This is a genomic window from Streptomyces sp. NPDC093085, from assembly GCF_040683935.1.
In the GTDB taxonomy this organism is placed as follows: Bacteria; Actinomycetota; Actinomycetes; order Streptomycetales; family Streptomycetaceae; genus Streptomyces.
Genome location: NZ_JBFBFB010000011.1, coordinates 202,073 through 228,383, shown reverse-complemented (window position 1 = coordinate 228,383; position 26,311 = coordinate 202,073). Strand labels below are relative to the sequence as shown.

Genomic DNA, 26,311 nt, shown 5'->3' with positions numbered 1-26,311 from the left:
TCACGCATCGGGATACCCTGTGGGATTACTCGACTGCCAGCGCCAGGTGTCGGCGCACATGTCCTGGATGGTTCGAGTGGCCTTCCAGCCGAGCTCCGTCTGAGCCTTAGTCGGATCGGCGTAGGATTCGGCGATGTCGCCCGGGCGACGGGCGGAGTCCACAGTCGGAATCACGCGGTCACTGGCCTCGGCGAACGCCGCCACCAGCTCCAGCACCGAGGTAGGCGTGCCGGTGCCGAGATTCCAGGTGGAGATGGCTTCTCCTCTACTACTCAGGGCGTCGAGGGCCGCCACGTGGCCTGCAGCGAGGTCTTCGACGTGAAGGTAGTCGCGGCGTGCTGTGCCGTCGGGAGTGGGGTAGTCCCTGCCGAAAAGGTTGAGGTGGTCGCGCTGGCCCACCGCGATCTGAGCGAGCAGCGGCATCAGGTTGTTGGGAACACCGTGCGGGTCCTCACCGATGAGGCCGGAGGGATGAGCGCCGACCGGATTGAAGTAGCGCAGCAGGGCAACACGCATGTCGGGAGCCGCGGTGGCGAGGTCACGCAGCATCTGCTCCTGCATCACCTTGGTCCAGCCGTACGGATTGGTCGCCGAGGTAGGCATGTCCTCGCGCATGGGCACGGAGGCGTGCTCTCCGTAGACGGTGGCCGAGGAGGAGAACACGAACTTCTTCACACCCGTGGCGCGCATCGCGTCCAGCACGGACAGCGTGAGCCCGAGGTTGTTCGTGTAGTACTCCAGGGGCAGGGCGACGGACTCTCCGACGGCCTTCAGCCCGGCGAAGTGCATGACCGCCTCGAAGGACTCCTGCTCGAAAAGCTCCCTGGTCGCCTCCCTGTCCGTCAGGTCGACGACACGGCATGCGACCGGCGCGCCGCAGAGTTCTTCCAGCCTGCCCAGAACAGCGCGCTTGCTGCGGCTGAAATCGTCCGCGATCACGACCTCATGACCAGCAGCCGTGAGCTGCACCGTGGTGTGAGAACCGATATATCCACTACCGCCAGTGACCAAGATCCGCATGATCCGCACTTTAGCACCGACCTTTCACTGAACCTCGGTCAAGTCGCCCTGAAATCATGGGATTTAACGCTTAGCCTTCAACCAGGTGCCGTGCTGGGACTCCGGCTTCGGCGTCACCGACGATCGCGGTGGGCTCACGCTGGGCAGACCGAGCTCACCGCGCGTACGACATGATCGGCGTCCGTCCCGTGAAAGACGTTGACCCCCACGCGGCGCCGCCCGTAGGGATCCTGTCGGGCATAACCAAGTCCCAGCCCGAACAGCCCCGGGACGACAGCCCCGTCCGCTCCCGTGACACGGCACTCGTCGTCGACATCGACCGCTCCGCCCGAGCGGCTGAGGGCCACCGGACGGCCGTCCACGTCATAAAGGGGAACCTGTCTGGTGCGATAGCCGGTGGCGTGTACGACCAGATCGGCCCGGGAGAGGATGCCCGGCGGCGCGTGCGTGACGTCGTGCAACACGAGCCTGTCTTCGCTGCCGGACAGGGCTTTCAGACACAACTCCCGCGCGACACCGCGCAGCCCCTGGAAGCGGTTGACCACCCCGGTCTCCTGACAGACCTCCCAGGCCATCGCGGGTGCCGCTGCTGGTCGGTCCATACCCCAGGGACGGGGGTGGCCCAGCACGAGGGTGCGGTGAACGATGTGGATGCCGTGTCTCGGCGCCTGGTCCCCCAGGCGATCCAGCAGCAGTGCCGCGGCGGCGAACGCACTGTGTGAGCCGCCGAGGATGGCGACCTGGTCACCTGCTCGCAGCCGCCTGACCACGTACGTCAGTCTCCCCGCGAGCAGTTCCCCCGACGGCAGAACGCGCGACGGCGGGATGCCGTGGCGCCGAGCGGTCAGCGCCGTGTCCTCTTGGCCTCCGGTAGCCAGCACCGCGAAGCGTGAGGTGACGAGAGGTGTGCCGTCGGCTATGACGCTCGTCCAGGTTCCGTCGGCACCGCGCCGCAGGCTTGCCACGTCGGCCCGGACCGGGGCGTCCGGCGCGGTCGCCGCCACCACCTGGGCGAGATCGTCCAGGAAGGCCCCCGCGACCGTGAGGAGAACATGTCGGTCGGCCCGGTCGCTCAGCAACCGGGCGGCCGGACGGGCAAGGGCCTCGGCGAAGGCACCAGCCGGGTCGACAGCGCCGAGGAAGTCCGAGGCGACCGAGTTGGACTCGATCAGATAGGGCAGGCGCCGCCCGCCGGGCGGCCCTTCGGTGTGCCGGTCGAGGAAGACCAGCCCCTCACCGAAGAGCCGGTCCAGCACGCCACCGCGGTCGGCGGCCACGGCTACCCCCAGCGCTGCGGGCCCGAAACCCACGACCTGGCACAGAGCGTTCTTCAACGGTGAGTCCTTTCCCTCTCCAGTGTGGTCTTCAGCCCACGTGCACGACTGCCGGATGGGGACGGGCGATGAGATCGACCACTGCTGAGGCCGCCGCGGCCCGACAGACGTCCGCCGCCGCGTCCGCCGACTGCATGTCCTCGGGGGCACGCAGTGCGAAGTTGACCGTCTGCAGTCCGATGGGGGCAGTTGGATCCACGTTCATGAGCCCCCGGATGTCGAGGCGCCCGGTGGCTTCGACCACCCACTCACCGGACTCGCCCGTCCGCAGCTTCTGGGCGAGCCCGGCCAGCTGGGCGATGTCGGCGGCGGCTGCCATCACCAGGTACTCCTGCGGGTTCGGTCCCCAGTCCACACCGGCGAGCTGCTTGGGCTGGTCGACACGGAGTACCCCGCCCTTGCCGGAGGCGTCCCGGGACTCCAGCTGGGCACCGCTCAGCCACGTCACGTGTCGAGCGACCGTGTGCGACCCACCCGGATCCGGAGCCGGGGTGTCGTCGCCCGGCAGCGGTACCGGCCGACCGCCGAGCACGAACCGCGTCTCGGTCTTGTCCGTCGCCGTGCGGTGGTTGGGACTGCGCTCCGCCACCTGCGCGGCAATCTCGGTCAGCACCGTCCCGGCCGTGTCGGTCTGCGCGGTGATTTCGCAGCTCAGCTCCGCCACTTTCGCGGCGCCGAGCTGCTCGTCGCCGCCTGGGACCAGCTGGGCCGAGATGGTCATCGCCAGCGCCTCGAAGAGCACGTTGCGCGAACTTCCCCCGGCGATGGTGCTCTTGACCGAGCAGGAGGCGATACCCGTGAGCGCCATCTCCATGGGCGTGGGTTCGTCGGAGGTCAGGCGCGCCGCGGGTTCGGCGACGTCGAACTCGAACCGGCGGGCAGACTTGACGCCGCCCAGCAGGGCCGGCATGGCGAACACTCTCGCTCCCCGGTGCGGAAGGTAGCGCGCGCGGGCCCCGTAATAGAACTGCGCCTTCTTCGGGTCCTCTCTGGTCTCCTGCACGAGTTCGCTGAAGCTGGCTATGTTGAAACTGTTGCGCATGTCGTCCTCCTAGAGGGAATCGAGTGCCCGCGCGGCGTCCGCGATGAGGTCTTCGGGGTTCTCGATCCCCGCCGAGTAGCGGATCAGCCCGCCGTTGATGCCGATGGCCGCCCGCTGTGCAGTGGTGAGCGAACAGTGCGAGGTGTTGGCGGGCATGCTGACCAGCGATTCGACGCCACCCAGGCTGGTGGCGGCGCAGGGGACGCGGACCCTGTCCAGGAACTTCAGGGCGTCTTCGTCTCCGCCTTCCACCTCGAAGGCGACCATTCCTCCGTACCCGTCGAGAACGTCATCCTTCAGCTGGCGGTAGGAATAATCGGCGAGGGAGGGATGGTAGACAGCTCGCACTTTCTCGTGGCCGGCGAGGAATTGGGCGAGCGCGGTGGCGTTCTCGTTGTGCGCGCGCATCCTGGGGACGAGGGTTTTCATACCGCGCTCCAGAAGAAAGCAGGAAAGCGACTCCAACGTTCCGCCGAAGCGGAGGATTTGTCCCCATATCCGGTCCGCGTACTTCCGGCTGCCGGCCACGACTCCGGCCGTCAGATCGCTGTGCCCGTTGAGGTACTTCGTGGCACTGTGCAGCACCACGTCGGCACCCAGGTCAAGAGGCCGGAGGTTTACAGGGGAGAGCAGCGTGTTGTCGACCACGAGCAGGATGTTGTGCTTTCCTGCGAGCGCCGCGATCTCCCCCAGCGGCGGTGCCTTGAGGAGGGGGTTGGTAAGGGATTCGAAGAACATCAGTTGTGTCTCCGGGCGGATGGCAGCAGCGATCGCCGACAGATCGGTGGCGTCGACGAAGGAGACCTCACGGCCGGCCGACGGCATGTCCTCACGCATGAGGTTGTAGGTGCCGCCGTAGACGTCGTACGCCGTGATGATGTGACTGCCGTTGTTGGTGAGGGCGTAGACCGTGCCGGCGATAGCGCTCATCCCCGAGGAGGTCACCACGGCGCTCTGGGCGCCTTCCAGTGCCGCGACCTTCTCCTGCACCGCCCATTGGGAGGGGTTTCCGTACCTGGTGTAGATCGGCACGTCCCGGGTCGCACCGCGCTCGAACGCGGCATAGCTCAACTCGTCGAGCAGGAAGGTGCTGGTCTGGAAGATCGGTGTGCCGACGGCTCCGGTGACGGGGTCCTTGTAGACCCCCGAGTGCACGGCACGAGTGGAGGCCCCGGCCGAGGCGTCGACGACGTTGTTGTGCGCGGAGCGGGGCCCTTCCCTACGGCGGCGGCGCAGGTCGTTCACCCAGTTGGCTTCTTCCTCGAGGCCACTTTGAAAGCCGATGGCTGCACGGTCCGGTGTGTTCACGAGAACCCTCATTCAGTGCGTTCGGGTGGGTTGCGCGGCGGCCAGGGTCGGTTGGTCGACAGCCGGGCCTCCACCGCTCAGCCGGTCGGTGAGTCCGTCGGTAATCTGCCGGACCGCCTGTCGCAGCAGGTCCTCCTGTGCGGTGAAGGAGAGTCGAGCCTGGCTCGCGGTCCCGCCGAAGTCGGGGCCGGCCCCCGAAGTGACGCCGCAGTCCCGCCGCAGCACCTCGGCCGCGTTCTCGCCAGGTCGTAGACACGACTGGAAATCGACCCAGAGGAAGTAGGTGCCCTGGGGCGGCGACAGGACGACTCCCGGCAGCTTGGTGCGTAGTTCCCGGCAGACATAGTCGCGCGCCGACCGCAGCCTGCCACGCGTCTCCCGCAGCCACGGGCTGTCGCCGCCGTAAGCTGCCGCGAGCGCCGCCTGCTGGACACTGGTCGCCTCCGGGCACAGGTGCATCGCCGGTCTGCAGACGCTCTCCAGCAACATGCGGTTGAGCGAGAAAGCGAAGGCTCCGCCGATGCCCGCCAGGTTGTGGGACTTGGACGCGCCGGAGAGCGTGATGCTCAGCTGCGGCGCGGCCTCGTCCACCGTGGCGAACGGGGTGTGTCCGCCTTCCCAGACCAGCCGCGCGTGCAACTCGTTGCTGACCACGACGAGGTTGTGTGCAGCCGCGAACTCACTCACTGTGCACAGTTCGGCCGTGGTGAACACCTTGCCCGTCGGATTGTGGGGGTTGACGAGATACACGGCCCGGGTGGCCGGGCCCCTCAGTCGCTCCAGGTCCTCGCGTACCAGCTCCCGGTCGACAGCAGGTACCGGCACCGGGATGCCTCCAGCGGCTTCGACGGCGCCCGGCACGTGTTTGAACGCCGGCTTCCAGTAGAGGACTTCGTCGCCTGGGGAGAGGAGGGAGGCGAACACCTGGTAGCTCTGCGAGAGGCAGCCGGCGCCTAGCCAGAAGGCGTCCTCGGGGACAGTCAGCCCGTGAGCGTCCCGGTAGTAGTGGGACAGCGTGGTGGCGACACCGCTGACCCGATAGGGCGGGGGGTAGGTCAGCGGCCAGGACAACCTGGACAGGACGGCTTCGATCACCTTCGGGTCGCTGTCGAAGTCCATGTCACCGTGGCACAGCGGAATGAGCCCGGGGTACATCTGCCACTTGTAGGAGTAGGGGTTCATGGTCGGGCTCCTCACTGTCCGGGATGCAGCGGTGCTCCGGTGGCCGCGTCCGTGATGGTGATGGCCTGTGAGGGGCAGCAGACGGCGCTGTCCAGCACCGCACTCTCGGCCGGCGCCTCCGCCGCGGACACTTCGGTGACGGCGCTCGCGCCAGTCTGGAAGAGGTGGGGAGCCAGGGCCAGACAGGTACCCGACCCGATACAGCGGTCTAAATCCACCGCCACCTGCCACCGTGTGGCCTTCTCGACGTTCACCATGTGACCGGCAGCTCCTTCAACTCCCGTACGACAAGCCCGTCGTGCCAGCGCAGCTCCGGTTCGGGCACAGCGAGCCGCAGCCCCTGTAGCCTGTGGAAGAGGCGCCCGATCGCGGTCTGCAGTTCGACCCTTGCCAGGTGTGCGCCGATGCAGTGGTGCGCGCCGTGCCCGAGCCCCAGGTGCCGGTGGGACGACTTCCGCTCCGGCCGCAGCCGGTGGGCGTCATGGAAGATCTCTGGGTCCCGGTTTGCCGCGGTCATGGCCGGGAGTACAGCTTCGCCGCGCCGCACTAGGGTGGCGCCGACCCGGACGGCCTCTTTCGCCACCCGCATGAAGCCGCCGCCCACGCCGACGGGAACCAACCGCAGCAACTCCTCGACCGTGGCTTCGACGTGCCGCGGATCGGCACGGAGCGCCTCCACCAGGTCGGGTCGGCGCAACAGCATGCAGACACCACTGGCGAGCAGAGTGCTGGGGCTGCCGACGCCGCCGACCAGCAGCGCGATGGCCACGTCGATGAGCTCCTGGACGCTGAGCCCCTCGTCAACGTGCTCGTGCGCGGTCTTGAGCCGGGCGAGGAGCCCGGTCGGCTCGATGCGAGTGCCGACGAGCAGGCCCTCAACGTACGTCTCGAACTCCCGCCGTGCGCTTAGGCGCCGCTCCACCGGCATGCCCCTGGAGCGGAGGAAGGCGGACAGCTCGGAGAAGGTGTCCCGGTCGGTCTCGGGGACACCCAGCAGCTCGCAGACCATGAGAAGGGGGAAGGGAATCGCCAGATGTGCCAGGAGGTCGGCCGGTCTGCCAGCCTCCGTCATCGTGTCGAGCAGACTGTCCACCAGCCGCTCCGCGCGATCGCGCAACAACTCGATCCGGTCGCTGGTGAACTCCTGGGCCAGCGCTCTGCGAACGCGGGTGTGCTCGGGCGGGTCCATCGCCATCATGGAGGTCTGCGGCAGGACTTCCGAGGACAGCCGCGGCGCCTCGACGTGATTGGCGAGGGCGCGGGAGAACCGGGGGTCGGCCAGTACCTGGCGGACATGGACATAACGGGTGGCCAGCCAGGCCCGACCGCCGTACGGCATGGTGACCCGGTGCAGCCCGTCTCCCTGCAGCAGCGGGCCGTATTCCGGCTCCAGCTCAAGGGTGTGCACACCCGGAAAGGGGTAGGCCATGGCCTCGTCACGGAGGCCCGCCGTCAACGGGCAGCCGCGCGTCGGGGACTGATTCTGCGCGGTCATGAGAACCTCCCGATGCAGATGGTGTAGCCCTTCGGGTCGCGCCACGGACCGCGGTTCGCCTCGAACCAGGCAGTCGCCTCAGCTCGGATCCCGTCGGCCACAGAGCGCCGCACCGCGCTGTCCGCGCTCAGGCCGTACACGCCGAGGACGGCGACGGCGAACCGGGTGAGCGCGTCGGCCTCGGGAAAGACGAGGGCGTTGTCGTGTGAGTACGATCGCACGTGGGCAAAGACGTCGGCCATCATCGCCGGCAGGCGCTCGGAATCGGTGCTGCCCGCCAGCGAGACAGAGGGCAGACCGTGGACGGCAAGATGGCGTTCCACCAGTTCGGTGACTCCGGGGACGGTCCTGGCGTGGTTGACGCTGACGGCCACCTGGCCGTGCGGCCCTGCCACCCTGGCGAACTCCCTGAGCGCGGCCTCGGGCTCGGAGACGTGGTACAGCATGTGGCGTGCGGTAACCGTGGTGAACCGCCCGTCCTCGAACGGCAGAGCCGTAGCCTGGCCGAGCACCCCGGTGGCCGCCCCGTCGGAACGGACCCGTTCAACGGCTGCCGGCGAGCTGTCGAGCCCGGCGAGCTCACCGGAGTACCCCCACGAGCGCAGGCGGCGTAGGAAGGACCCGGTGCCACAGCCCACGTCGAGGAGTGTGGTGCCGAGCTGTTCCCGGATGTGGCCGTAGACGGCTTCCTCGACGTCGTCCGCGCGCTCGCTGAATGTGCGGTGCGTCATGATCCGGGTCTCGAGCGGGTCCAGTGACGCGTATTCGTTCTCTACTGACATCAGTTCTCCTGGGAAAGCGCCGCGTACGGCGACGGTGGTGAGGATGGCTTCACGACTGGACGGCCGCGCACGAGCACGCAGGCCACGTCGGTCAGCCGGGTGAGCGTCTCCGATGGGTCGCCGTGAACCGCGAGGACGTCGGCCCAGCTGCCCGGCGTAAGCGTGCCCGTCTGCGGGGCCAGTCCCAGCAACCGGGCGTTGGTGCCGGTGGCGCACTCGATCACCTCGATCGGTGACATGCCGAAATCGGTGTAGGCATCCAACGAGGCGGGGAGGTCGTCGTGCGGCGTGCCGCCTATGCCGCAGTCGGTGCCCGCGATCAGTGGCACACCCGAGGTGTGGAGCAGCGCGAGCTGCGAACTGCGTTCGTGCCAGGGCAGCCTCCCTGACGCGGCGCGGGCGCGGGAGTTGACGGTCACGCTCACTGCTGTGTCGCGTCCGCTCATCTCAGCGACCAGTGCGGCGTCCACCCGGAATCCGCCTTCCTCCATCCAGGTACAGTGCTCCACGGTGTCCACCCCTGCCTCGACGGCTGCCCGGATGCCCTCGACGCCGTGAGCGTGGGCGGCCACCTTCATGGCCCGGGCGTGTGAGGCACGGACGGCGGTGTCCAGCAGGTGTTGCGTGAACTGGCTGTGGTAGGGCGAGGAGGCCGCCGACGACAGGAAGCCGCCCGTGACCATGAGCTTCGTCCAGTCGGCTCCGTGACGCCGGTTGTCGTCGATGAGCGCCAGGGCATCGGCCGTGTCCTTCGCCGCGCCGCCCATCACCGCGCAGTGGCCGTCGGGGGAGGTCAGCGGGACACCGGCATGGATCACTCGCGGGCCGGGCCGCCTGTCGAGGCCGGCGCCGTTGCGGAGCGCCTCTGCCAGGAAGATCGGCGCGCCCAAGTCCCGCACCGTGGTGATGCCGGAGAGTGCCATGCGGCGCAGCGCGTCGGCGGCACAGTCGACGACCTCCTCGGGCCGTGCGGTCTCGAACCGTTCGAACGGCGCCTTGCCGCCGTCGAGGCAGAGATGGGCGTGGCCCTCTATCAGGCCGGGCAGCAGGGTGCAGCCGCGCAGCGGCACGTGCCGCACCCCCCGATACTCCTCAGGGAGGGCTCGCGTGTGTCCGACCCAGGCGAGCTTCTGCCCCGCCACGAGTACGGCGGCGTCGTCCAGTACCTCCCGACGGTGTCCGGTGATCACCCTGTCCGCTGCCAGCAGGACGGCCTCGTGCGGGCCACGGCCCGCCTCGTTGCCTGCCATGTCAGCTGGCCCTCGCATGGTGCCTGTCGTTCTCGGCGAACAGTTCCATGACGAGGGTGCCCGGGCTGATGTCGGCCCCGTGGTTCTCACCGTCGGCCAGCGAGAACGACTCACCGGCTCGGTAGGCCACTGTGCGGCCACCGCGGATCATCCGCACACATCCGCGTACCACCATGCCGAGTTGAGGGCCGTGGCTGTGCACCGGCACCGAGCCGCCCTCGTCGAACCTCCAGAGCACCAGCTGGCCATGCGCGCCGGACAGCAGGTGGCCGTGGGCGCCGGGGAACGAGGTGTCCACCTCGGGAAGTGCCGTGACCCAGTCGGGATAGGCGTGAAGCACGTGCGCGGGGGTCGTCTGCTCTGTCATGCCCTCACTCCCGTTCCCCGGGGCGTGGAGTAGCCCGGGTAGTCGATGCGTCCGAAGTTCAGTGGCCCGAGGTAGTGGTAGTAGTCCAGCCGCAGCAGCGTCATGGCCTGGTGAAGCAGTCCGGCCTGGGGCGTCGTCGGGTCGGTCACCTCGCCAGGGTCGAGCGCCGCCACCACGTCGGGCATCTCGCGGGCTTCCCGGAGTTCCGCACTGTCGAGCCGGCACCACAACGCGAGCACCGTCGTTGCGGCCCGCCGCGCGGCACCCCCCGTGCTGACGGTCAGCGTGAAGTAGGCAATGAGGCAGAGTTGGAAGAGCCATAGAACGCCATGGCGGGTTCTTCCTTCGGCGTACAGGGCCGCCGCCAGGCCATCGGCGTCGGTGACGCCGGGTCTCATCCGGATGAAGAGCGCGGACAGCAGGCGCAGCACCCTCTGGATCCCCTGCGTCGCGGGCTCCGGGTTGCGCTGTGACAGCTCCCTGGCGCGCACCAGCTCGCGCACGAACTCGGGTGACACCAGGGCGTCGAGGGGCGGGGTCCGGGAGACCGCAGGGAGGTCCGCGTAGCGGGGCACGTCGTCGCCGAGGACCGGAGCATGTGCCCGCAGCAGCTCCAGTTGCAGCTTGCGGAGGTGGTGTTCCGGGGTGGCGCGGCCTCGTCCGATCACCTCGTCGGCCGGGCCCGGTGCCACCAGCAGGTAGTTGGCGAGTTGGTGGACGACGACTTCCAGCATCTCCTGTCGGCCGAGGGCGGGTCGTGCCGGGCCGCCGTCCGACGAACCTCGCACCAGCGGGTGTCGAGAGCCCTGCCAGAGGTCGTGGCCGAAGTGCGATCGGACTCTGGCGGCCTGCGACCGGCCGAGCACGAAACAGGTCGGCAGAAAGTCGTCGTCGAAGGCACGTAGGTGCGCCAGCAGTTGCGCAACGAGCTCGGGCTGCTCATCAGGCGTCTGCGTGACGGCGACGAAGTCCAGGTCCGAAGCGAGCCTGTACCCCGAACCGGCAGGCTCCACGGCCGCTTCCGAGCGTGCCAGCGAGCCGGCCAGATAGAGATCGGTGCCTTCCCCCGCCAACTTGGGGAAGGCTTGCGCCGCTTCGGTCAGGTACTCAGAAAGCCGGTGCGAGAGCTCCTGCTTGACGGGTTCCGGTATGAACAGGGTGCGTGTGAACGCGCTCTGTGCGAGGTGTGTCGCTGCGGAATGTGTCACCGGTCGCCCTCCCTCGGGTCGTGGGTCTCGGGGTGTGGCGAGGCGTACGCGAGCTTGACCGCCGACATGTCCAGGGGGCCGCAACCGAGCGCGGCGGCGTCGGAAAACGCCGTGCACAGGGCGTGGGCGAGGGGCAGCTCGGCGTCACCGTCACCGGCGGCAGCCAAGGCATAGCCGACGTCTTTGGCGAGGTTCGCCAGACTGCACATCACGTCGGTATGGCTGGCCCGCACCATGTCCCATGCCTTGGACTGCGCCACCGGCGCCGCCCAGCCGTAGGCACTCAGAGTCGAGACCGTCCGGGACATGTCGAGTCCGAGTGTCTCGGCGAGGCTCAATGCCTCCGCGAGCCCGACGAGCGTGGTGGCTGCGGCGAGATTGTGCACCAGCTTGTAGCGCATGCCCGCGCCGTTCCCTCCGAAGTGCACAACGTGCTCGGTGAAGGTGTCGGTCAGCGGGCGCAGCCGCGTGAGGTCCTCGGTCGTCGCTCCAGCGAAGCCGATGAGGGTGCCCTGGACGGCGCGGGGCAGACTGCCGGTGAGGGCCAGGTCCACCGGGTGGCCGCCCTGTTCGCGGCAGACGCGCGCCCAGCCCTCGGTGTGCGAGACGGACAGTGTGGAGCATTCGACCGCCAGGGCGCCCGGGCGCAGCGACGCCAACGCCCCGGCCGAGCCGTACCAGACGGCGGCGCTCGCGGTATCGTCCGAGACGAAGGAGAGCACGGCGTCGGCGTCCCACGCCGCCTCGGCGGGAGTGGCACACAATTTCGCACCGCGGTCCGCGAACGGGGCCAAGTTCTCCGGGCTCCGGTTGTACAGGCGGAGCCGGTGGCCGGCGTCGTGGAGTCGAGCGATGACGGCGCGGGCCATGATCCCGCCGCCCAGTACGCCGATACGGTGCGGCTCGGCGACCTGTCGGGTGTGTGCCATGTCAGGCTCCCGAGCCGGTGGCGGTGACCAGGTCGTCGACGGTCAGCGGTGTCGCTGCTCTCGCGGTGCGTTGGTACAGGCACCAGAGCATCTGGGGATGGAAGACCTCGACGGCCTCCAGATCGCCAGCGGCCTGTACGACGTCCAGCGAGCCGATACAGGCGTCCACGGTTCCTTCCGCGGCCAGCGCCACCGCCAGCGGCTTGGCGTCGACGAACGTGCGCTGCAGGCCGGCCGCGTGCCGGTCGGCGAAGAACGCGGTGGAGGGATGGATCGCTATGCTCTCGGCGCAGGAAAGGTCCTGCACCCGGCGGCGGTTGACGGCCACGCACATGGGTTTGGTCGCGGCCGGCCAGGCGCGGACGATCTCCATGCGTCCGCTGTAGCGGAAGTGCAGGTTGACCCAGGTGTCGGAGATCTCGCCCGCGGTACGGGCCACGAAGCCGGGAGTGATCAGCGCATGGGCGTCCTGTTGCCAGGCGACCTCCATGGCCCGCGGGAAGGACTCCACCAGCAGGGTGGTGCCCAGGCCGCTCGCTATGTGGTGTGCGTCGGTTCCGGCAGGTCCGAGCGTGATCACTTTCGAGACCGGGCGGGCGAGGCGGATCACGGCGGAAGCGTCGTCCGAACTCACTGCGCCTCCTCTCTCCTCTCGTCGCTGACAACAGACGACGGCAGCGGCGCGTGCCGCCGGATGATCACAGTCATGGCAACTCCCCCTCGGTGTCCAAGGCCCCCGCGGTGCCTCGTCGAGTCCAGCCGGCCAGAAGCCGCTGATAGTCGGCACATCGCTCGGCCAGTTCGGTGTGGGTGCCGCAGTCGACGACGCGCCCCTCGTGCACCACCACGACCAGGTCGGCTGTCTCCGCCGTGGCCAGGCGGTGGGCGATGGTCACCAGGGTGCGTGAGCGCGAGGCGGCGTCCATGGTCTTGCGCAGCCTGGTCTCCAGCGCGGGATCGACGGCGGAGGTGGCCTCGTCCAGCACCAGCAGATCCGAACCGACGAGGTGGGCGCGCACCAGGCCGACGAGTTGCCGCTCGCCGGCCGACAGGTTCTGCCCGCGCGGGCCCACCTGCGTCGCCAGTCCCGCCGGCAGTGTCGTCGGCCAGTCGTCGAGTCCCAGCTCACGCAATGCCTCTCCGACTTGGTCGGAGGTCAGGTGCGGGCGGCCCCAGGTGAGGTTCTCCAGCAGGGTGCCCGAGAAGAGGAACCCGTCCTGCGGTACGAGTGTCACTCGCTGCCGCAAGGTTGCGAGGGGCGTGTCGCAGGCGTCAGTCCCGTCCAGCAGGACGCGCCCCGCAGTGGGATCCATGAGCCGGGTCAGCAGTTTGCCAATCGTGGACTTGCCCGATCCGGTTTCCCCGACGATCGCGGTCTTCGAGCCCGCCCGGAGTTCCAGGCTGACGTCGTGGAGCACCGGCTCCCCGCCCGGGTAGGCATGCACGACGCCGTCCAGCCGCACGGCGACCGGCCCCGGCGGCAGCTCCCGCCGCGAGCTGTGCGATTCAGGCAGTTCGGGTGAGGCTGTCAGGATCTCGGCGACGCGTCGCCACCCAGAGGCGGCGTTCTGCAGGTCGTTGAGCATCTCCGTGCCGTACTGCAGTGGCACGGTGAACAGCTGGACGAGGAAGACGAAGGCGAGCAGTTCGCCCAGGGTCAGGCCGGGAAAAGCGCCCCAACCGCCGAAGCCGACGATCAGCATCACCACCAGACCGGACAGCAGTACGCCGCAACTGAATCCGGCGGCGCCCGTGCCGAGGGCTCTGACGGCTTCGCGTTCGTGCTGGGAGATCGCCTCGTCCACCCGGCGCCGGACATGTGCCCGGGCACCGAAGACCTCGATGGCGGTGGCCCCCGCTATCGCCTCCGACAGCGCTGACATCATGTCCGCCATCCGGGCGCGGACCGCCGTATAGGCGTGCGCCACCCGTCGCTGCAGCGAGGGAAGCCAGAGGAACAGCGGCAGGAAGCAGAGCCACACCAGGAGGGTCAGTTGCCAGGAGTATGCCAGCATCAGCGCGGTGGCCACGGTCAACTGCCCCAGTGACAGTACGAGTACCAGTCCGCCGCCCTGGAGGAAGGTCGACATGGTGTCGATGTCCGTCGTGACGCGAGCCACGAGGGAGCCGCGGCGTTCGGCGTCCTCGCTCGTCAGCGGAAGCCGGTGAATGCGGCGGAAGGCGGCGGTCCGCATTTTCGCCAGGGCGTTTTCGGCGGCCTTCAGCATGCGGGTGTTCATCAAGTAGCCTGCAGCGCCCGTCAGCAGGATGCCCAGCGCCCCGACGGCGACCATCGCTTCCACGTGTTCCGGGTCCGGACCGCTGGCCGCGCGCAGTCCGTTGTCGACGGTCTCGCGCAGTGTGAAGGGCACCGCGAGCCGTCCGGCCGTCGCCACGACCCCGATGGCCAGGGTCAGCCCCACGCCGCGTACGAGTTCGGGAGAGACGTGCAGGGCGTGGCGGAGGCTCTGCACGAGGCTCTCTCGGCTCACGGGTTCGCTCATGACGTCTCTTCCTGCTGCCGTGTGTCGTGGTCGTAGGCGGTCACTAACCGCCGGTAGCCGGCGTCCGTTGCGAACACCTGGGCGTGGGTGCCGTACTGGCGGACTCGGCCCGCCTCCAGGTAGACGACCTCGTCGGCGGCGACGATGGTGGCCATCCGGCTCGCGACAAGCACCACGGTCGTGTCCCGGAACCTCTCCGAGAGCGCGCCGAGGATCTCGGCCTCCACATGGGGGTCGATCGCGGACGTGGCTTCGTCCAGCACCAGCAGTCGCGGTGAGCGGATCACGGCACGGGCCAGTGCCAGACGCTGGCGCTGACCCCCGGACAGCGTTGTGCCGCGCTCGCCCACTCGGGCATCCAGGCCGCCTGGCAGAGCACTCACGGTGTCTTTGAGCCGGACGGTGTCGAGGGCCTGCCACACCGCCTCGTCGTGCCAGTCGCCGCCGCCCATCGTGACGTTGGTGCGGACGGTGTCGTCCAGGACGAAGGTCTCCTGCGAGATGAGCACCACGTGCCGCCGCAGGGCGTCGCGTGCCAGGTCGCGCAGGTCGGTCTGGTCGAGCGTGATGCGCCCCCGGGTGGGGTCGGTCAGCCGGACCAGGAGGGAGGCCAGCGCCGACTTGCCGGCGCCTGTGGGGCCGACGATCACCGCCGTGCGTCCGCCTGGGATCCGCAGGCTCACTTCGCTCAGCACGTCGTTGGTGGTGCCGTCCGGCTGCCGGTGGCCGTAGCCGACGCCGACCAGCGTCAACTCGCCCGGGCCGTCCGGGCGCATGTCCTGCCTGCCGTAGGACTGGGCACCGGTTTCGGCGAGCACGGCTCGCACCCGTCCCCATCCGACGGCAGCTCGTGCCAGTTCCGCCAGGACCCAGCCGATGGAGCGGATCGGCGAGGAGAGCATCGAGATCAGGTAGGAGACCTGGACGATGTCGCCGACGTCGGCTGTGTGTGCGACGGTCCGTGCGGTGCCGACGGCCAGCACCGCGAGCACTCCGAGAGACGGCAGGGCTTCCAATGCGGCGTCGAAGAGGCTGCGGGTGCGTTCGACGGCGACGTCCGCGTCCCGCAACGCCTCCGCGGTGGTAAGGAAACGCTCGGTTTCATGCTCCTCGACACCCAGGCTGCGCACGACGTGAGACCCCTCGAAGCTCTCGTGGGCTATCGAGGACAGTTCGCCGCGCAATGTCTGCATGCGAGCGATGCGGGTCGCGATGCGCCGTTGGTACACCCAGTTGAGCAGGGCGAGTGCTGGCAGCACCGACAGTCCCAGGGATCCGAGTACGGGGTCGGCGACCAACATGAGGATGCCGCCGGTGACGACCATGGCGACCACACCGATGCCCATCGGCAGCGGCGAGAAGATCTGCCACGTCGCCTCGACGTCGGAGGTCGCGGTGGCGAGGAGGCGGCCGCCGGGGTGGCGGCTGCGCCAGGACACCGGCAGGTCAAGGTATTTGCTGGTCAGTTCCTGCCGGTAGCGGCGCTGCAGCCGGTACATCACCTTGCCGGCCACCGCCCGCCGGGCCAGCACCCCGCCCGCTGTCGCCAGCGCCACTCCGGCCAGCAGCAGGAGCCACCACGCGAGTCGCGGCCCGTCGACCTTCCCCGTCTGGAAGCCGGGGACGAGCACCTGCTGGGTCACCTGCCCGAGCACCCATCCGGCGGCGGCTGTGCCCACGCCGTAGACCAGGCCACCCAGCGCGGCGACACCGAAGAGGAACGGCTCGTGCCGGATACCTCTCCCCACCACCTTCAGCCCGTCCCGGAGTCCGTGGGCGGTGACTGCGGACATGGGTCACCTCCTGTCGCCGATGAACGTCTCGATGCGCCCAGCGGTGTCCGTAATGATCTGCTGATGTCGCGGGGGCGCTCAGTGAGCGGGCCAGCCTTGTTCCGCCGCCGTACGGAGCCGGTCGGCGAACTCGTCGATGAGCCGGTCGGGATGGAACATGCGGGCCCTTTCGACGCCCTTACGCGAGACCGCTTCGTAGACGGCCAGATCGTCGTAGGCGTCCAGTGCCTTTTGCCACGCCTCCGCAGAGTCGGAGGGGACGACGGTTCCAGCGTCGCCCACGAGCCAGGGCAACGCGCCCCGGTCGCTGACCAGGACGGGAATTCCGTTGATCATGGCTTCCACCACCACCCGGCCGAAAGCCTCCTCCCAGACCGACGGGACGAGAAGCAGTCGGGTGCCGGCGTAGACCTCGCGCATGTCGGTGAACGGTCCGTCCACGACGACGTTGGCCGGCATCTGCACATAGGCGGGCTTGACCGGCCCGTCCTGCCGCCAGCCGCGGATGGCGCGGAAGGTACGGTCGGGGCAGCGTGCGGCCAGCTGGCTGAAGAGCACTCCGCCCTTCTGGGCCACAGGGTTGATCAGCGTCACGGTGCCGTCCGGGGTGCGTTCGGGTGCCCGGAACTCTGCCGGCTCGATCAATGGGAGCAGTGTGACGGAGTCCCGACTCCAGACTCGGGATATGTAGTCCGCGACGGTCGGCGAGTTGGCCACCAACCAGGTGGGCCGGGCAGCGTCGATGGCGTGAACGCAGTCGTTGTGCTCCATGCTGCGGACGAACCAGATCAGCGGGACGTCTCGTGCAGCTGACCACTCCAGCATCCGGTCCAGCCACAGCCCTTGCATCATCACGACGTCCGGACGCAGTGTGGCGCGCAGTTCGTCGAGAGTCTGTTCCAGCTCAACGTCCGAGGTGTATCGGAACGAAACGCCTGTCTCGTCGCGGTAATGGGAGTCGGTACGCTCCCGCAATCGCTCGTCGATCAGCGCGGTGACGTCGAAACCGCGGGCGCCGAGCCCGCTCAGCAGCGAGTGGGCACTAATGTCGGCCCCGCTGGCGTTCGGGGCGTAGTCAGCGGAAACGTACAGGATTCTCATGATTCTCCGCATTCCGGTCAATGGTCAACTGGCACTGTGCGGCGTGCAGATCCCGGCCTGCGAGACCATCTGGGCAGGAGGGCTCAAGAAGGGCGGAGATGTCTCCGCTGTAGTCTGGATCTTCCGGGCTGGTGTCCGCGTCAGCTCCTGAGACACCGGCGGTCAGGCTGCGAGGGGCCATGTTGTCGATCTTCATGCCCTTGGCGCGGCCATTGGTGACGGTGATGTTCCAGTGCGCGAAGCGCGCGCCGTATCTGGGACCTGCGTCTCCAGAGCCGCTCATCCAACCGTCGTTGCAGACATCGATGTCAGTCCGGACGTTGCCGAACGGCAGCCCACGGTGGCTGTCGAAGGTCCCGGCAGCCATCCTGCCCTTGCTCCAGACGTTTCCACTGGACAGCGCCTCGACGTTGATGCCGTGATGAAAGGGGCCGCTGCAAGCCTCGTCACCGAGGAGAATCCGGAACCGGGTGAACAGGTTGTCGTGGGATTGTTCTCTGCACGCGAACGAGTGGTGCCTGTTCACTCCCGACACCGTGACCTCACGGGCGGTCACGCTCTTGCTGGAGACGAGGATCAGACCGTTCTCGCCACCGTCGAAGACGACGTCACTGCACCAGCAGTCCCAAGCGCACTGAAAGGCGATCCCGTTGTATCCGCGGTCCTGGAGGTGCCTTTCCATCCGCCCCTGGGGGAGCGAGATCGTCATTCCCTCCACACCCGCGCCGGTTATGGGGTCGTCGGGGGTGACCAGCCTGACCCGCCACTCCTCACGGATGTCGAGGGGCAGCGGCTGGCGCAGCAGGATGTGCCCGTCTTCGACCCGCTCGATCTGAACGGGCCAGGCGTACGGCAAGTAGGAGAGGAGCTTACGCTTTTCTCCCCAGGGGTAGGAGTGGGCGCCCTCGATGTCTCCGGCTATGTGTCTGAGGAGGCTGTGCCGCTCCCCCGCGCTCCAGAGCAGGATCACCCGTTGCTCCGGCCGCAGGCACCGGGTGGAGTCGACAGTGAGGACGGAGTCGCCTCGACGTGCCGGCGCACTGACCGCCGCGAGGTGGTGCTGCGCGGCCTCGCCCCGGTCGAGCCAGCCTTCGCGGGGCCAGTCGCCGGCCGAGATGCCGGCAAGTACCCTGCGAAGCCGTGCCGCGCCGCACACCCAGATCAGCCCGCCCGACCAACTCCAGGCCGAACTGTCGCCGCCGAATCTGCTCTTGTTGACACCGAGCAGGTCCTGAAGCGGACGCCGCCAGGTCAGGATGGTAAGGCCACTGCCCGCGCCCCGCAGGACGACGTCGTCGTGGCAGACCCGGATGACGTCGCTCAGGACATAGCGGCCGGACGGTATGACGACGCAGCCTCCGCCGGCCCGCCCCGCCGCGAAGACAGCCGCGTTGATCGCGGCGGTGTCGTCGTGTCGTCCGTCGCCGTGTGCACCGTAGTCAGTGACGTCGAAGCAGGGTGCGGGTTGCGGGATGTCCCGCCCCAGTCGGTATCCGGCAAGGGCGACGTAGGGAATGGCGGGATGCCGCAGGGGGTCTGCGAGAAATTCCTGCCAGGTGTCCACCGGGCTCACCGCTCGGCGAGACGGACGATGTCCCGCGCGATCGCCTCCGCACCCGAGGGCCTCGGCGTGGTCGCGATCGTCGTTCCGGCCGGGGTGTCCAGAAGCGCGGCAAGCCGCTTGCCTATCTCTTCCGGTGCGGAACCGGAGACCATCACATGATCTCGTGCCGTGAGTTCCGCGAGTCGGGCATGCTGGTCGTCCAGCATGCGTTCGCCCGCCACCGCGACGGCCGGGACTCCTACGAGTTTCAGCTCCTGGACTGTGTTGTAGCCCCCCTGGGAGACGATGATGTCGGTATCCGCATAGAGCGAGTGGTGCGGGTCCACATAGGAAGTCACGCGCAGACTCACATACGGGTTGGGCTTTAACGCTAAGCCGCCGCGAAAGTAGGGGCCTGTCACGACCCGCACGGTCGTCCGCAGCGCCCGGTCGGTGCACATCCGCGCGATGCCGGCGATCGCCGAATTGAGAAAGGACTCGGCGTCGTCGTGCCCGCCGCCACCAGACGTGACGAGGACCCGGAGACCCGGATCGCCGGGTTCCCACATGCTTTCGTCACCCAAGCGTTGGCGCACGACATCCGGTACACCCATCACACGGATCCCATGCCGCACATCGCTGAGTCCCGCGCGACCTAGAACATAAGCCACGTCGACCGCCGACGCCTCGACCGCGCGGAGTACCGCGGTCGGATCAGCTTGATCTTTTCGTTCACGGTAGATGTAGCCCTGGTGACATCGGCGAGTCATCCCCAGTTCGTACAGCTCAGGATGGACGACCACGTCGTGTAGTACGACATCGCCATCGGTCATCACTTCACGAATGACCGCACGGCGGATGTCGGACTTCCTGGCTTCCAGGCTCGGCGGATCACCATACGTCCGCTCTGGTATCACGATCTGCTCGAAACCGTAGTCGGCGACGATTCGGTGTTCGTGTCCGACGAAGAAGCTGGAGCTCCATCCCAGTTCACGCAGAACCGAGTGGACGGCGACGAGTCGTGAAGCATGCCCCATCCCCTTCTTGTTGAGAGCGAAAGACAGCACTCGATTGCCCATGACTCACCTCTCTGTAATTCGGTCGACCGCCTGCGGAACGTCGCACCTCCGGTCGGGCGCCGCCTTACCGCAATAGGCAAAAAGGTGCCACACAATCAGAGGTTCAGGCAGTCCGGATTTCACTCTCGATCGAAAAGGGCGACTCTGACGCCGCCCGCGTCGAATTGGGGCCTGCAATCGAGCCCATGAACAATCACACAACTCCATGAGGCGATCAACCTCGGAAAGTAAAAGGTGCGCAAAGGGCATACGATTTTCCGCCACTTCGGGTGGTCGAGATCTCGAACGGCACCTGGCACTCCGGACGCCGCCCGAGGAGTCGAACGTGGGGCGGTACTCCAAGCAGCAACAGCAGCGCCTGTTTCCGCAGATGGGTGAGTTGCATGATGGTTGCCCATGCAACCGCTACACACGAAGGGTCGACGGCCGACTCGCCCGTCGGCCGGCGTCATCATCTGGCTTGGATCTTTCGCAGCCCAGATAGCGCTTTCCGTTCGACGGGTTGACACCCACTCGCCGAGCAACCGAACCTTCCATGGTGCCGCGTGCAGACCCTCGGATGCTGCATTCTGGCCCACCAGGGGGCTGTTCAGTGTTTCGCGCATCGGAACTTCTCTCGTGCACCGCTCAATCTGCTGTTCACCGTGAGGAGAGGGACATAAGTGCGCTCGATCTCCGTACTCGGCTGCGGGTATCTCGGAGTTACTCATGCCGCCTGCATGGCAGAGCTGGGGCATCAAGTAGTTACTGAAGCTTTCCCTTGATCGTGGACTCCTGGAGACTGGGACGTGAGGTTCCAGAGGAAGTAGCACCAGGTGGGAAGCAAGTACACGAAGCGGCACACAGAGGAGTTCAAGCAGGACGCGATCGCGCTCGTCGACTCCTCGGGCAAGACGGTCACCGCCGTCGCCCGGGAACTCGGCATCAGCTCCAAGTCCCTGCGCGGCTGGTACCGCAAGGCCAAGACCGACCGGGGCGAGGGCGCCCCCGGCGACTTGACCCGCGCCGAGCGCGAGGAGCTGAAGCGGCTGCGCAAGGAGAACCGCGAGCAGCAGCAGACGATCGAGATCCCGAAAAAAGCGACCGCCTTCTCCGTGAGGGAGAACAACCGGTGAGCGAGCTGTACCGGTTGATCCATGCGGAGAAGGCGAACTACCCGATCGTCCTGCTGTGCCGGGTGCTGCACGTGGCCCGCTCCTCCTACTACGCCTGGCGCGAGGGCGAGGCCGCCCGACGCAGGCGCCAGGAGGCCGACGACGCGCTCGCGCACGAGATCACCGTGCTGCACATCACTTCCCGGCACACCTACGGCGTCCCGCGCACCCATGCCAAACTGCGGCGCCTGGGCAGGCGGGTGAACCGCAAGCGCATCGCCCGCATCATGCGCGAACGCGACATCCAAGGCGTCACCCGGAGCAAGCGCCGCTCGCTGACCCGGCCGGATGCGAAGGCGAAACCGGCCCCGGACCTCATCGGCCGCGACTTCCACGCCGAGCGCCCCGGGAGCAAGCTGGTCGGCGACATCACCTACCTGCCCACCGCCGAGGGCTGGCTCTACCTCGCCTGCTGGCTGGACCTGGCCACCCGCGAGGTCGTCGGCTACGCCATGGCCGACCACCACCGCGCCGAACTCGTCGTCGACGCCCTCGACATGGCCCAAGGACGGGCCGACCTGAAGCCCGGCTGCGTGATCCACAGCGATCGCGGCAGCGAGTACACGTCCGCCCAATTCGGCAATCGAATAAGAGAGTTGGGGCTTCGGCAGAGCTGCGGGCTCACGGGATCCTGTTTCGACAATGCCGCTGCGGAGAGTTTCTGGGCCCTGCTCAAGGAGGAGATCGGCACCCGCACCTGGCCCGACCGGGCCACCGCCCGCGCCGAGGTCTTCAACTTCATCGAGACGTTCTACAACCGCCGCCGCCTGCGCAAGCACAAGACCTTCGGCTACCTCACCCCAGCCGAGACCAGGCAGTGGCATCAGCACGCCCTCGCGGCATAACCACCACGTGTCCAAGATCACGGGGAAACTTCACTTTACAGGAACCCCCCCAAGAGCGCTCACAACGGATCGCGGCCCGTGGACCGCAGATGCGTTCTTGAAGTTGCCTCCCCGTTGCCGGTCGGCCGCCCCCCGCCTGTCCACCGCTTTGCACGCCCGCTGCACGCCTGTCCACCGGTTGTCCACCGGTGGCGATCATGGTGCCCCGAGCGGAACACATCACCGCCGAGAATGGATCAAGAAAAGCATAAAGGCCCAGATCAGAGGCTGTCTGTCCTGGGCCTTTTCTGAGCCGCCTTCGGGATTCGAACCCGAGACCTACGCATTACGAGTTGTCCGATCTTGTTCCGTGGGCGTCCACCAGCATCCATGTGAGGGCTCCCTCCGCTGGTCAGAACGCTTGCTGGACACCTACGGACGTGGGTGGACACCCACGGAATCCGCAGCATCTGAGACCAGAAGTGAGACCGGGCTCGGAGCACGATCATGCTCAGGAAGAGGGACAGCAGTGCCGAGACCTCGTTGAACGTGCCACGCTTGTCCACGATCGTGGGCAGAGAGAGGGAGTGGGCGTGTCACAGAAGATCAGCCCCAGAGGGACCTACCTGAAGGTCGCTGACGCGGTGAGATCTCAGATCGAGGCGGATGCCGAGATGACCGAGCTCCCCTCCGCCGCAGAACTCATGCGTGAGTACGGGATCTCCCGTGGGGTGGCGCTCAGGGCCTTCGGCGCGCTCAAGAAGGCGGGGGTCGCCGAAGCAGTGCCCGGGGGGCGCTGGCGGGTAGTACGGACGTCCGGGCACGGCGACCGCCGGCCGTTGAGCGACCGGATTGCCGAAGTCTTCAGGACCGATGGCCTCACTGTGGGGCAGCCGTTCCCCAGCGCCTCTGCCCTGAGTGACCGCTTCGGCGCCTCGCGCCCCACAGTGACCAAGGTTCTGAACAAGCTGGAGGCGGCGGGGCTGCTGTCAGAAGCCCAGCAGGGGAAGCCGCGAACCGTACGGGCGTTGCCGCCCGAACGAAAGGAGCGTTCCGAACCGTGAACAAAGCCGGAATGACCGAGTGGGCCTACCCCCTTGCCGAGTCCCTGCTCTCCGATGCGCTGCCCCGCCGCTGGGCGCACTCACTGGGGGTTGCCGAGCGAGCGCGGACCATCGCTCCGGTCCTCGGCACAGACGCCGATCTCTTGGAGGCAGCGGCAGTGCTGCACGACATCGGGTACGCGCCCGACGTCGCCAAGACTGGCTTCCATCCGCTGGACGGCGCTCGCTACCTCCGGGAGGTCGTCTCCGCAGACGAACGGGTCGTCCGCCTCGTGGCGCACCACTCCTGTTCGTGGATGGAGGCGGACGCCCGGGGACTGCGCGATGAGCTGGAGAACGAGTTCCCGCGTGAGAACGCCGACCTGAACGACGCGCTGTGCTACTGCGACATGAGCACGACGCCTGACGGCGCCCCGACGAACGCTGTGGACCGGGTCAACGAGATCGTCGGCCGGTACGGCGTCGACAGCCTCATCGGCACGTTCATCCGCCGCGCCGAACCCGAGATCCTGGCGAGCGCGGCCCGGGTGCTCGGACGGCTCGCCAGCACCCCCCGTCAGCCGATGTAGGGCGTGGTCCGGGCCCGATCCATCGCGTGCTCGATTCTCAGGCGCATGGTGGGGTGGATGTCGTACTCCGACAGTTCCTCGGGCGAGACCCAGCGGACATCCGTCGTTTCGTCGCTCGTACGGACCTCCCCGCCGACGGGCCGGGCCCGGAAGCACATGCTGAACTGCTGGCGAACCTCTCCGTCGTCGTACTGCATCACGTGCCCGGGGTCGGTGTAGATCCCGGACATGTCCACGACTTCGGCCTTGATCCCGGTCTCTTCCCAGACCTCACGTACCACGGTGTCGCTGATGAACTCCCCGGCGTCGTGACCGCCGCCCGGGAGGGCCCACCTGCCGTTGTCGGAGCGGCGGATCACCAGAACGGCGCCCGCGTCGTTCTGGACGAACGCCACCACGGAGGGCACCACGGAGTTGGCCGGCGGTGCGTCGGGGTCGTGAAGGTAGTCGATGCGGCCCATGGTCAAACTCCTGTGATGTCGTGATCGGTAACCGGGCGTGCGCTTCCCCAGGTCTGCTCGATGCTATTCGCGTAGGTGTCGAAGAGCCCGCCGCCGGGGAGTCTCCGCAGGTGGAGCACGGGGGCCATGTAGGCACCGATGCCGTAGACGTGGGTGTTGACGAGCATTTCGTCGTCGGACCTGAAGAGTGAGTTGTACAGCGTCGCGTCATGCAGCCGGAACCCGATGTCGGGGTGGCTGGCGAAGAGCGGTCGGTAGTTCACCAGGGCGTTGCGAATCTTGCCGTCCATGATGCGGTGGCCCTCGTCTATGCCCCGCTGGGCGACGGCGGCACATCCCGGGTCCCCCAGCAGGATGCGGACCTGAGTCGAGCCCTGAACCTTCTCTTTCAGCAGGTCGTGGAGCTGGGGGTCCTCAGACAGCCAGAGGCCGGAGTAGACGAGCACGTCAAGATGAGTCTCCGCACGCGAGTAGAGCTCTCGCCACAGTCCGGCCGGCACCATGTGCCTGTGCGGGTAGACCGTGACGATCTCAGCTTTGCTGAGGTCCGTCGCGCTCTCCACCGCGCGGCCATCGTCCCACAGGGTCGTCACGTCGACTTTGAGCTGGGATGCGGTGGCGTACTGATGCCGCCGGTACGGCACCTTCCCCTGCGTGATCCAGCGCTCAACCGTCTTCGGGTTGACCTCGATCGCGTCGGCAAGGTCTTGCACGGTCATGCCCTGGGCGAGAAGGGCCGACCTTAAGCGCTCGTTGGACATCTCCACTCCCCGATGGGACGTCTAGGGACCTCTCGAAGGTAGCCAGATGAATTCGAGCTGTCCACGTACGGGGTAAACAACGCCCCTGACCTGCATCGATGCTGATGGTGCGCCAAGAAGTTCCGGTGCAGAACCCCGCCAAGCCCGCTGCGCGACTTGACGGAAGCACGATGCAGGACCTGTAATACAGGTACCGCAACGGCCGTGAGGCCCGAACGGTACGTACGCCCGGAGGGCTCCGTGAAACGGGCTTGAAGGAAGCGCTGGTTGCTTGAAAACTGAACAGTGAACTGAGATCGGGTGAGAAACCTGATCCCCGTGGCGACCGGGTGATGTTCGTCGGCGGTGCTCACGTGCTGGCTCTGGAGAACGCCCCTTCGGGGGCGCCACCCCACGTACCGCCCTGCTGAACGCGCCAGAGCAGAGACGATGACGCGCCCGATTCTGTGGGCTCGGGACCGGGCCGGCCGTGGCAACGGCGGTCCGGTGAAGCCCCCCCTTCCCCTCTTCCCGTCTTGGGAGTTCTCGTGACCCGTCGACATATGTGGGCGCCGTCGTGGGCTGACACGGCGGCGCCGGACTCATCGCCACCCACCGCGTGAGACGGCCCGGTCCTGAGGTCCGGTGCGGCTCTGCGGTTCGACCTGTCTCCGCAGCGCTCCGAGAGCGCTGCGGCCGGTTGCCCGATCCACCCGGACGTGTGCCGGGTGGTGAGGGGGAGCCGGACAAGACGCCCTGCTCCATGTACCGCAGCACAACGGCCCCGCCCCGGCGTTGCACCGCCGGACGGGGCCTGAGACCGCAACCCCTATACGCGTAGGAGGCGATCCTGTGATGGATCGTAGCCAGGTACAGCCCATGTCCGCGACGGCGGCCGACGAGAAGCCGCCGCTGCCCGTCTGTAAGCCCGGGGCGACTCTCCCGAAGCCCCGCGCGTTCTCCGTGCTGCTGGCCGGGTGATCGCGATGGCCGCCACTCTCCCGAAGACCGAGCCCGCCGCCGCTCACCACATGGCTGAGGCCGAACGCGCCGCCAAGGCGGCTGAAGCCGCCCGTCAGGCAGCTCTGGCCGCGCAGGCCGCGCAGAACAAGCGCTTCAAGGCGGCCCGATGAGGGCCAGCCGTGGGGCCATCGTCGAGATCGTGTCGTTCGGCTTCCTGCACGCCCCGCCGCCGGCGGCGCATCTGGTGATTGACCTGCGGTCCCACTTCCGTGATCCGCACGTCAGCCCGGAGCTGCGGTACATGACCGCTGATGACGCCCCGGTCCGCGCGGCGGTCCTGGGCACTCCGGGGATCACGGACCTGGTGGAGGCGACCGCCCGCGCGGTCGCCGCGTTCGCCTCCGGTCCCAGCGCCGGCACGGTCATGGTGGCCGACGGATGCGCCGGGGGCCGACACCGCGCCCCGACGTTCGCCGCCGCGCTCGCCGACCGGCTGCGCGAGGACGGGTTCGCGGTGGTGCTGACCCACCGCGACATCGGCCGTCCCGTCGTCCAGCGCTGACCGCGCGTCCACCACCCCCGCTGACCGCACAGTCCGT

28 protein-coding genes are annotated in these 26,311 nt (G+C 67.8%); 8 read left to right on the top strand and 20 right to left on the bottom strand.

Going from position 1 to position 26,311, the window contains the following annotated elements; translation table 11 throughout:
• The 18 genes from galE to AB0O07_RS26850 all read right to left on the bottom strand — a co-directional run bounded on the left by galE (position 1) and on the right by AB0O07_RS26850 (position 19,937).
• Positions 1 to 1,020, bottom strand: a complete 1,020-nt coding sequence (gene galE, locus AB0O07_RS26935; RefSeq protein ID WP_365637780.1) for a UDP-glucose 4-epimerase GalE — start codon at positions 1,018 to 1,020, stop codon at positions 1 to 3.
• A 134-nt stretch (positions 1,021 to 1,154) separates the two neighbouring features.
• Positions 1,155 to 2,297: a hypothetical protein gene (locus AB0O07_RS26930; RefSeq protein ID WP_365637777.1), complete on the bottom strand. Its 1,143-nt coding sequence runs from the start codon at positions 2,295 to 2,297 to the stop codon at positions 1,155 to 1,157.
• Between the two features lie 88 nt (positions 2,298 to 2,385).
• Entirely contained in the window at positions 2,386 to 3,396 is a 1,011-nt protein-coding gene (locus AB0O07_RS26925; RefSeq protein WP_365637775.1) for a hypothetical protein, read from the bottom strand.
• A gap of 9 nt (positions 3,397 to 3,405) precedes the next feature.
• Complete coding sequence (locus AB0O07_RS26920) at positions 3,406 to 4,704, bottom strand: PLP-dependent aspartate aminotransferase family protein (RefSeq protein WP_365637773.1); 1,299 nt, start codon at positions 4,702 to 4,704, stop codon at positions 3,406 to 3,408.
• 12 nt (positions 4,705 to 4,716) lie between these two features.
• Entirely contained in the window at positions 4,717 to 5,886 is a 1,170-nt protein-coding gene (locus AB0O07_RS26915) for a pyridoxal phosphate-dependent aminotransferase (RefSeq protein ID WP_365637771.1), read from the bottom strand.
• 11 nt (positions 5,887 to 5,897) lie between these two features.
• Complete coding sequence (locus AB0O07_RS26910; RefSeq protein WP_365637769.1) at positions 5,898 to 6,143, bottom strand: ferredoxin; 246 nt, start codon at positions 6,141 to 6,143, stop codon at positions 5,898 to 5,900.
• Positions 6,137 to 7,381 carry a cytochrome P450 gene (locus AB0O07_RS26905; protein ID WP_365637766.1) on the bottom strand — a complete coding sequence of 415 codons (1,245 nt, stop codon included), beginning with the start codon at positions 7,379 to 7,381 and terminating at the stop codon, positions 6,137 to 6,139. The genes AB0O07_RS26910 and AB0O07_RS26905 overlap by 7 nt, the downstream gene beginning before the upstream one ends.
• On the bottom strand, positions 7,378 to 8,163 hold the full coding sequence (locus AB0O07_RS26900) for a class I SAM-dependent methyltransferase (RefSeq protein WP_365637763.1): 786 nt from the start codon (positions 8,161 to 8,163) through the stop codon (positions 7,378 to 7,380). The genes AB0O07_RS26905 and AB0O07_RS26900 overlap by 4 nt, the downstream gene beginning before the upstream one ends.
• Positions 8,163 to 9,413, bottom strand: coding sequence for an amidohydrolase family protein (locus AB0O07_RS26895; RefSeq protein ID WP_365637760.1), 1,251 nt, complete (start codon positions 9,411 to 9,413; stop codon positions 8,163 to 8,165). Before AB0O07_RS26895 ends, AB0O07_RS26900 begins: the two co-directional genes overlap by 1 nt.
• A 1-nt stretch (position 9,414) precedes the next feature.
• Positions 9,415 to 9,780, bottom strand: coding sequence for a cupin domain-containing protein (locus AB0O07_RS26890; RefSeq protein ID WP_365637757.1), 366 nt, complete (start codon positions 9,778 to 9,780; stop codon positions 9,415 to 9,417).
• Complete coding sequence (locus AB0O07_RS26885) at positions 9,777 to 10,988, bottom strand: hypothetical protein (protein WP_365637755.1); 1,212 nt, start codon at positions 10,986 to 10,988, stop codon at positions 9,777 to 9,779. Before AB0O07_RS26885 ends, AB0O07_RS26890 begins: the two co-directional genes overlap by 4 nt.
• Positions 10,985 to 11,917: an NAD(P)-dependent oxidoreductase gene (locus AB0O07_RS26880; protein WP_365637752.1), complete on the bottom strand. Its 933-nt coding sequence runs from the start codon at positions 11,915 to 11,917 to the stop codon at positions 10,985 to 10,987. Before AB0O07_RS26880 ends, AB0O07_RS26885 begins: the two co-directional genes overlap by 4 nt.
• Before the next feature lies 1 nt (position 11,918).
• A complete protein-coding gene (locus tag AB0O07_RS26875; RefSeq protein WP_365637749.1) occupies positions 11,919 to 12,551 on the bottom strand; it encodes a hypothetical protein in 633 nt (210 codons plus the stop codon).
• 70 nt (positions 12,552 to 12,621) lie between these two features.
• Positions 12,622 to 14,421, bottom strand: a complete 1,800-nt coding sequence (locus tag AB0O07_RS26870; protein ID WP_365637747.1) for an ABC transporter ATP-binding protein — start codon at positions 14,419 to 14,421, stop codon at positions 12,622 to 12,624.
• A complete protein-coding gene (locus AB0O07_RS26865) occupies positions 14,418 to 16,214 on the bottom strand; it encodes an ABC transporter ATP-binding protein (protein WP_365637744.1) in 1,797 nt (598 codons plus the stop codon). The genes AB0O07_RS26870 and AB0O07_RS26865 overlap by 4 nt, the downstream gene beginning before the upstream one ends.
• Positions 16,215 to 16,292: 78 nt before the next feature.
• Complete coding sequence (locus AB0O07_RS26860) at positions 16,293 to 17,315, bottom strand: glycosyltransferase family 4 protein (protein ID WP_365637741.1); 1,023 nt, start codon at positions 17,313 to 17,315, stop codon at positions 16,293 to 16,295.
• Entirely contained in the window at positions 17,290 to 18,879 is a 1,590-nt protein-coding gene (locus tag AB0O07_RS26855) for a glycosyl hydrolase family 28-related protein (RefSeq protein ID WP_365637739.1), read from the bottom strand. The genes AB0O07_RS26860 and AB0O07_RS26855 overlap by 26 nt, the downstream gene beginning before the upstream one ends.
• Before the next feature lie 5 nt (positions 18,880 to 18,884).
• The gene (locus AB0O07_RS26850; RefSeq protein ID WP_365637736.1) at positions 18,885 to 19,937 is read right to left on the bottom strand and encodes a glycosyltransferase; all 1,053 of its coding nucleotides are present in this window, start codon (positions 19,935 to 19,937) and stop codon (positions 18,885 to 18,887) included.
• A gap of 662 nt (positions 19,938 to 20,599) precedes the next feature.
• On the opposite strand from AB0O07_RS26850, the gene AB0O07_RS26845 reads away from it, so the two are divergent.
• The 5 genes from AB0O07_RS26845 to AB0O07_RS26825 all read left to right on the top strand — a co-directional run bounded on the left by AB0O07_RS26845 (position 20,600) and on the right by AB0O07_RS26825 (position 23,548).
• On the top strand, positions 20,600 to 20,701 hold the full coding sequence (locus AB0O07_RS26845) for a hypothetical protein (protein WP_365637733.1): 102 nt from the start codon (positions 20,600 to 20,602) through the stop codon (positions 20,699 to 20,701).
• Positions 20,702 to 20,752: 51 nt separating this feature from the next.
• Entirely contained in the window at positions 20,753 to 21,052 is a 300-nt protein-coding gene (locus AB0O07_RS26840) for a transposase (protein WP_365637730.1), read from the top strand.
• Positions 21,049 to 21,936, top strand: coding sequence for an IS3 family transposase (locus AB0O07_RS26835; protein ID WP_365637728.1), 888 nt, complete (start codon positions 21,049 to 21,051; stop codon positions 21,934 to 21,936). Before AB0O07_RS26840 ends, AB0O07_RS26835 begins: the two co-directional genes overlap by 4 nt.
• A gap of 572 nt (positions 21,937 to 22,508) precedes the next feature.
• Entirely contained in the window at positions 22,509 to 22,979 is a 471-nt protein-coding gene (locus AB0O07_RS26830; RefSeq protein ID WP_365637725.1) for a GntR family transcriptional regulator, read from the top strand.
• Positions 22,976 to 23,548 (top strand): HD domain-containing protein, encoded by a 573-nt coding sequence (locus AB0O07_RS26825; RefSeq protein ID WP_365637722.1) that lies wholly within the window; start codon positions 22,976 to 22,978, stop codon positions 23,546 to 23,548. The genes AB0O07_RS26830 and AB0O07_RS26825 overlap by 4 nt, the downstream gene beginning before the upstream one ends.
• Here the strand turns inward: AB0O07_RS26825 and AB0O07_RS26820 are convergent.
• Together AB0O07_RS26820 and AB0O07_RS26815 are read right to left on the bottom strand one after the other, a co-directional pair.
• Entirely contained in the window at positions 23,536 to 24,009 is a 474-nt protein-coding gene (locus AB0O07_RS26820) for an NUDIX domain-containing protein (protein WP_365637719.1), read from the bottom strand. The two genes, AB0O07_RS26825 and AB0O07_RS26820, sit on opposite strands and share 13 nt — an antisense overlap.
• 2 nt (positions 24,010 to 24,011) lie before the next feature.
• Entirely contained in the window at positions 24,012 to 24,770 is a 759-nt protein-coding gene (locus AB0O07_RS26815; RefSeq protein WP_365637715.1) for a helix-turn-helix transcriptional regulator, read from the bottom strand.
• 834 nt (positions 24,771 to 25,604) lie between these two features.
• Here AB0O07_RS26815 and AB0O07_RS26810 point away from each other — a divergent pair.
• Genes AB0O07_RS26810 through AB0O07_RS26800 form a run of 3 tightly spaced genes read left to right on the top strand, consistent with a single transcriptional unit; the run spans position 25,605 to position 26,274 of the window.
• The gene (locus AB0O07_RS26810; RefSeq protein WP_365637712.1) at positions 25,605 to 25,730 is read left to right on the top strand and encodes a hypothetical protein; all 126 of its coding nucleotides are present in this window, start codon (positions 25,605 to 25,607) and stop codon (positions 25,728 to 25,730) included.
• A gap of 5 nt (positions 25,731 to 25,735) precedes the next feature.
• A complete protein-coding gene (locus AB0O07_RS26805) occupies positions 25,736 to 25,882 on the top strand; it encodes a hypothetical protein (RefSeq protein ID WP_365637709.1) in 147 nt (48 codons plus the stop codon).
• On the top strand, positions 25,879 to 26,274 hold the full coding sequence (locus AB0O07_RS26800; protein WP_365637706.1) for an RNase adapter RapZ: 396 nt from the start codon (positions 25,879 to 25,881) through the stop codon (positions 26,272 to 26,274). The genes AB0O07_RS26805 and AB0O07_RS26800 overlap by 4 nt, the downstream gene beginning before the upstream one ends.
• The last annotated feature ends 37 nt before the right edge of the window (positions 26,275 to 26,311 follow it).

Bases quoted from the DNA above. Each gene is read 5' to 3' on its own strand.
- AB0O07_RS26870 (WP_365637747.1), bottom strand. From the start codon at position 14,421: ATGAGCGAACCCGTGAGCCGAGAGAGCCTCGTGCAGAGCCTCCGCCAC.
- AB0O07_RS26925 (WP_365637775.1), bottom strand. From the start codon at position 3,396: ATGCGCAACAGTTTCAACATAGCCAGCTTCAGCGAACTCGTGCAGGAG.
- AB0O07_RS26880 (WP_365637752.1), bottom strand. From the start codon at position 11,917: ATGGCACACACCCGACAGGTCGCCGAGCCGCACCGTATCGGCGTACTG.
- AB0O07_RS26800 (WP_365637706.1), top strand. From the start codon at position 25,879: ATGAGGGCCAGCCGTGGGGCCATCGTCGAGATCGTGTCGTTCGGCTTC.
- AB0O07_RS26905 (WP_365637766.1), bottom strand. From the start codon at position 7,381: ATGACCGCGCAGAATCAGTCCCCGACGCGCGGCTGCCCGTTGACGGCG.
- AB0O07_RS26850 (WP_365637736.1), bottom strand. From the start codon at position 19,937: ATGGGCAATCGAGTGCTGTCTTTCGCTCTCAACAAGAAGGGGATGGGG.
- AB0O07_RS26860 (WP_365637741.1), bottom strand. From the start codon at position 17,315: ATGAGAATCCTGTACGTTTCCGCTGACTACGCCCCGAACGCCAGCGGG.
- galE (WP_365637780.1), bottom strand. From the start codon at position 1,020: ATGCGGATCTTGGTCACTGGCGGTAGTGGATATATCGGTTCTCACACC.
- AB0O07_RS26910 (WP_365637769.1), bottom strand. From the start codon at position 6,143: ATGGTGAACGTCGAGAAGGCCACACGGTGGCAGGTGGCGGTGGATTTA.
- AB0O07_RS26865 (WP_365637744.1), bottom strand. From the start codon at position 16,214: ATGTCCGCAGTCACCGCCCACGGACTCCGGGACGGGCTGAAGGTGGTG.
- AB0O07_RS26900 (WP_365637763.1), bottom strand. From the start codon at position 8,163: ATGTCAGTAGAGAACGAATACGCGTCACTGGACCCGCTCGAGACCCGG.
- AB0O07_RS26805 (WP_365637709.1), top strand. From the start codon at position 25,736: ATGGCCGCCACTCTCCCGAAGACCGAGCCCGCCGCCGCTCACCACATG.
- AB0O07_RS26820 (WP_365637719.1), bottom strand. From the start codon at position 24,009: ATGGGCCGCATCGACTACCTTCACGACCCCGACGCACCGCCGGCCAAC.
- AB0O07_RS26890 (WP_365637757.1), bottom strand. From the start codon at position 9,780: ATGACAGAGCAGACGACCCCCGCGCACGTGCTTCACGCCTATCCCGAC.
- AB0O07_RS26915 (WP_365637771.1), bottom strand. From the start codon at position 5,886: ATGAACCCCTACTCCTACAAGTGGCAGATGTACCCCGGGCTCATTCCG.
- AB0O07_RS26895 (WP_365637760.1), bottom strand. From the start codon at position 9,413: ATGGCAGGCAACGAGGCGGGCCGTGGCCCGCACGAGGCCGTCCTGCTG.
- AB0O07_RS26815 (WP_365637715.1), bottom strand. From the start codon at position 24,770: ATGTCCAACGAGCGCTTAAGGTCGGCCCTTCTCGCCCAGGGCATGACC.
- AB0O07_RS26810 (WP_365637712.1), top strand. From the start codon at position 25,605: ATGGATCGTAGCCAGGTACAGCCCATGTCCGCGACGGCGGCCGACGAG.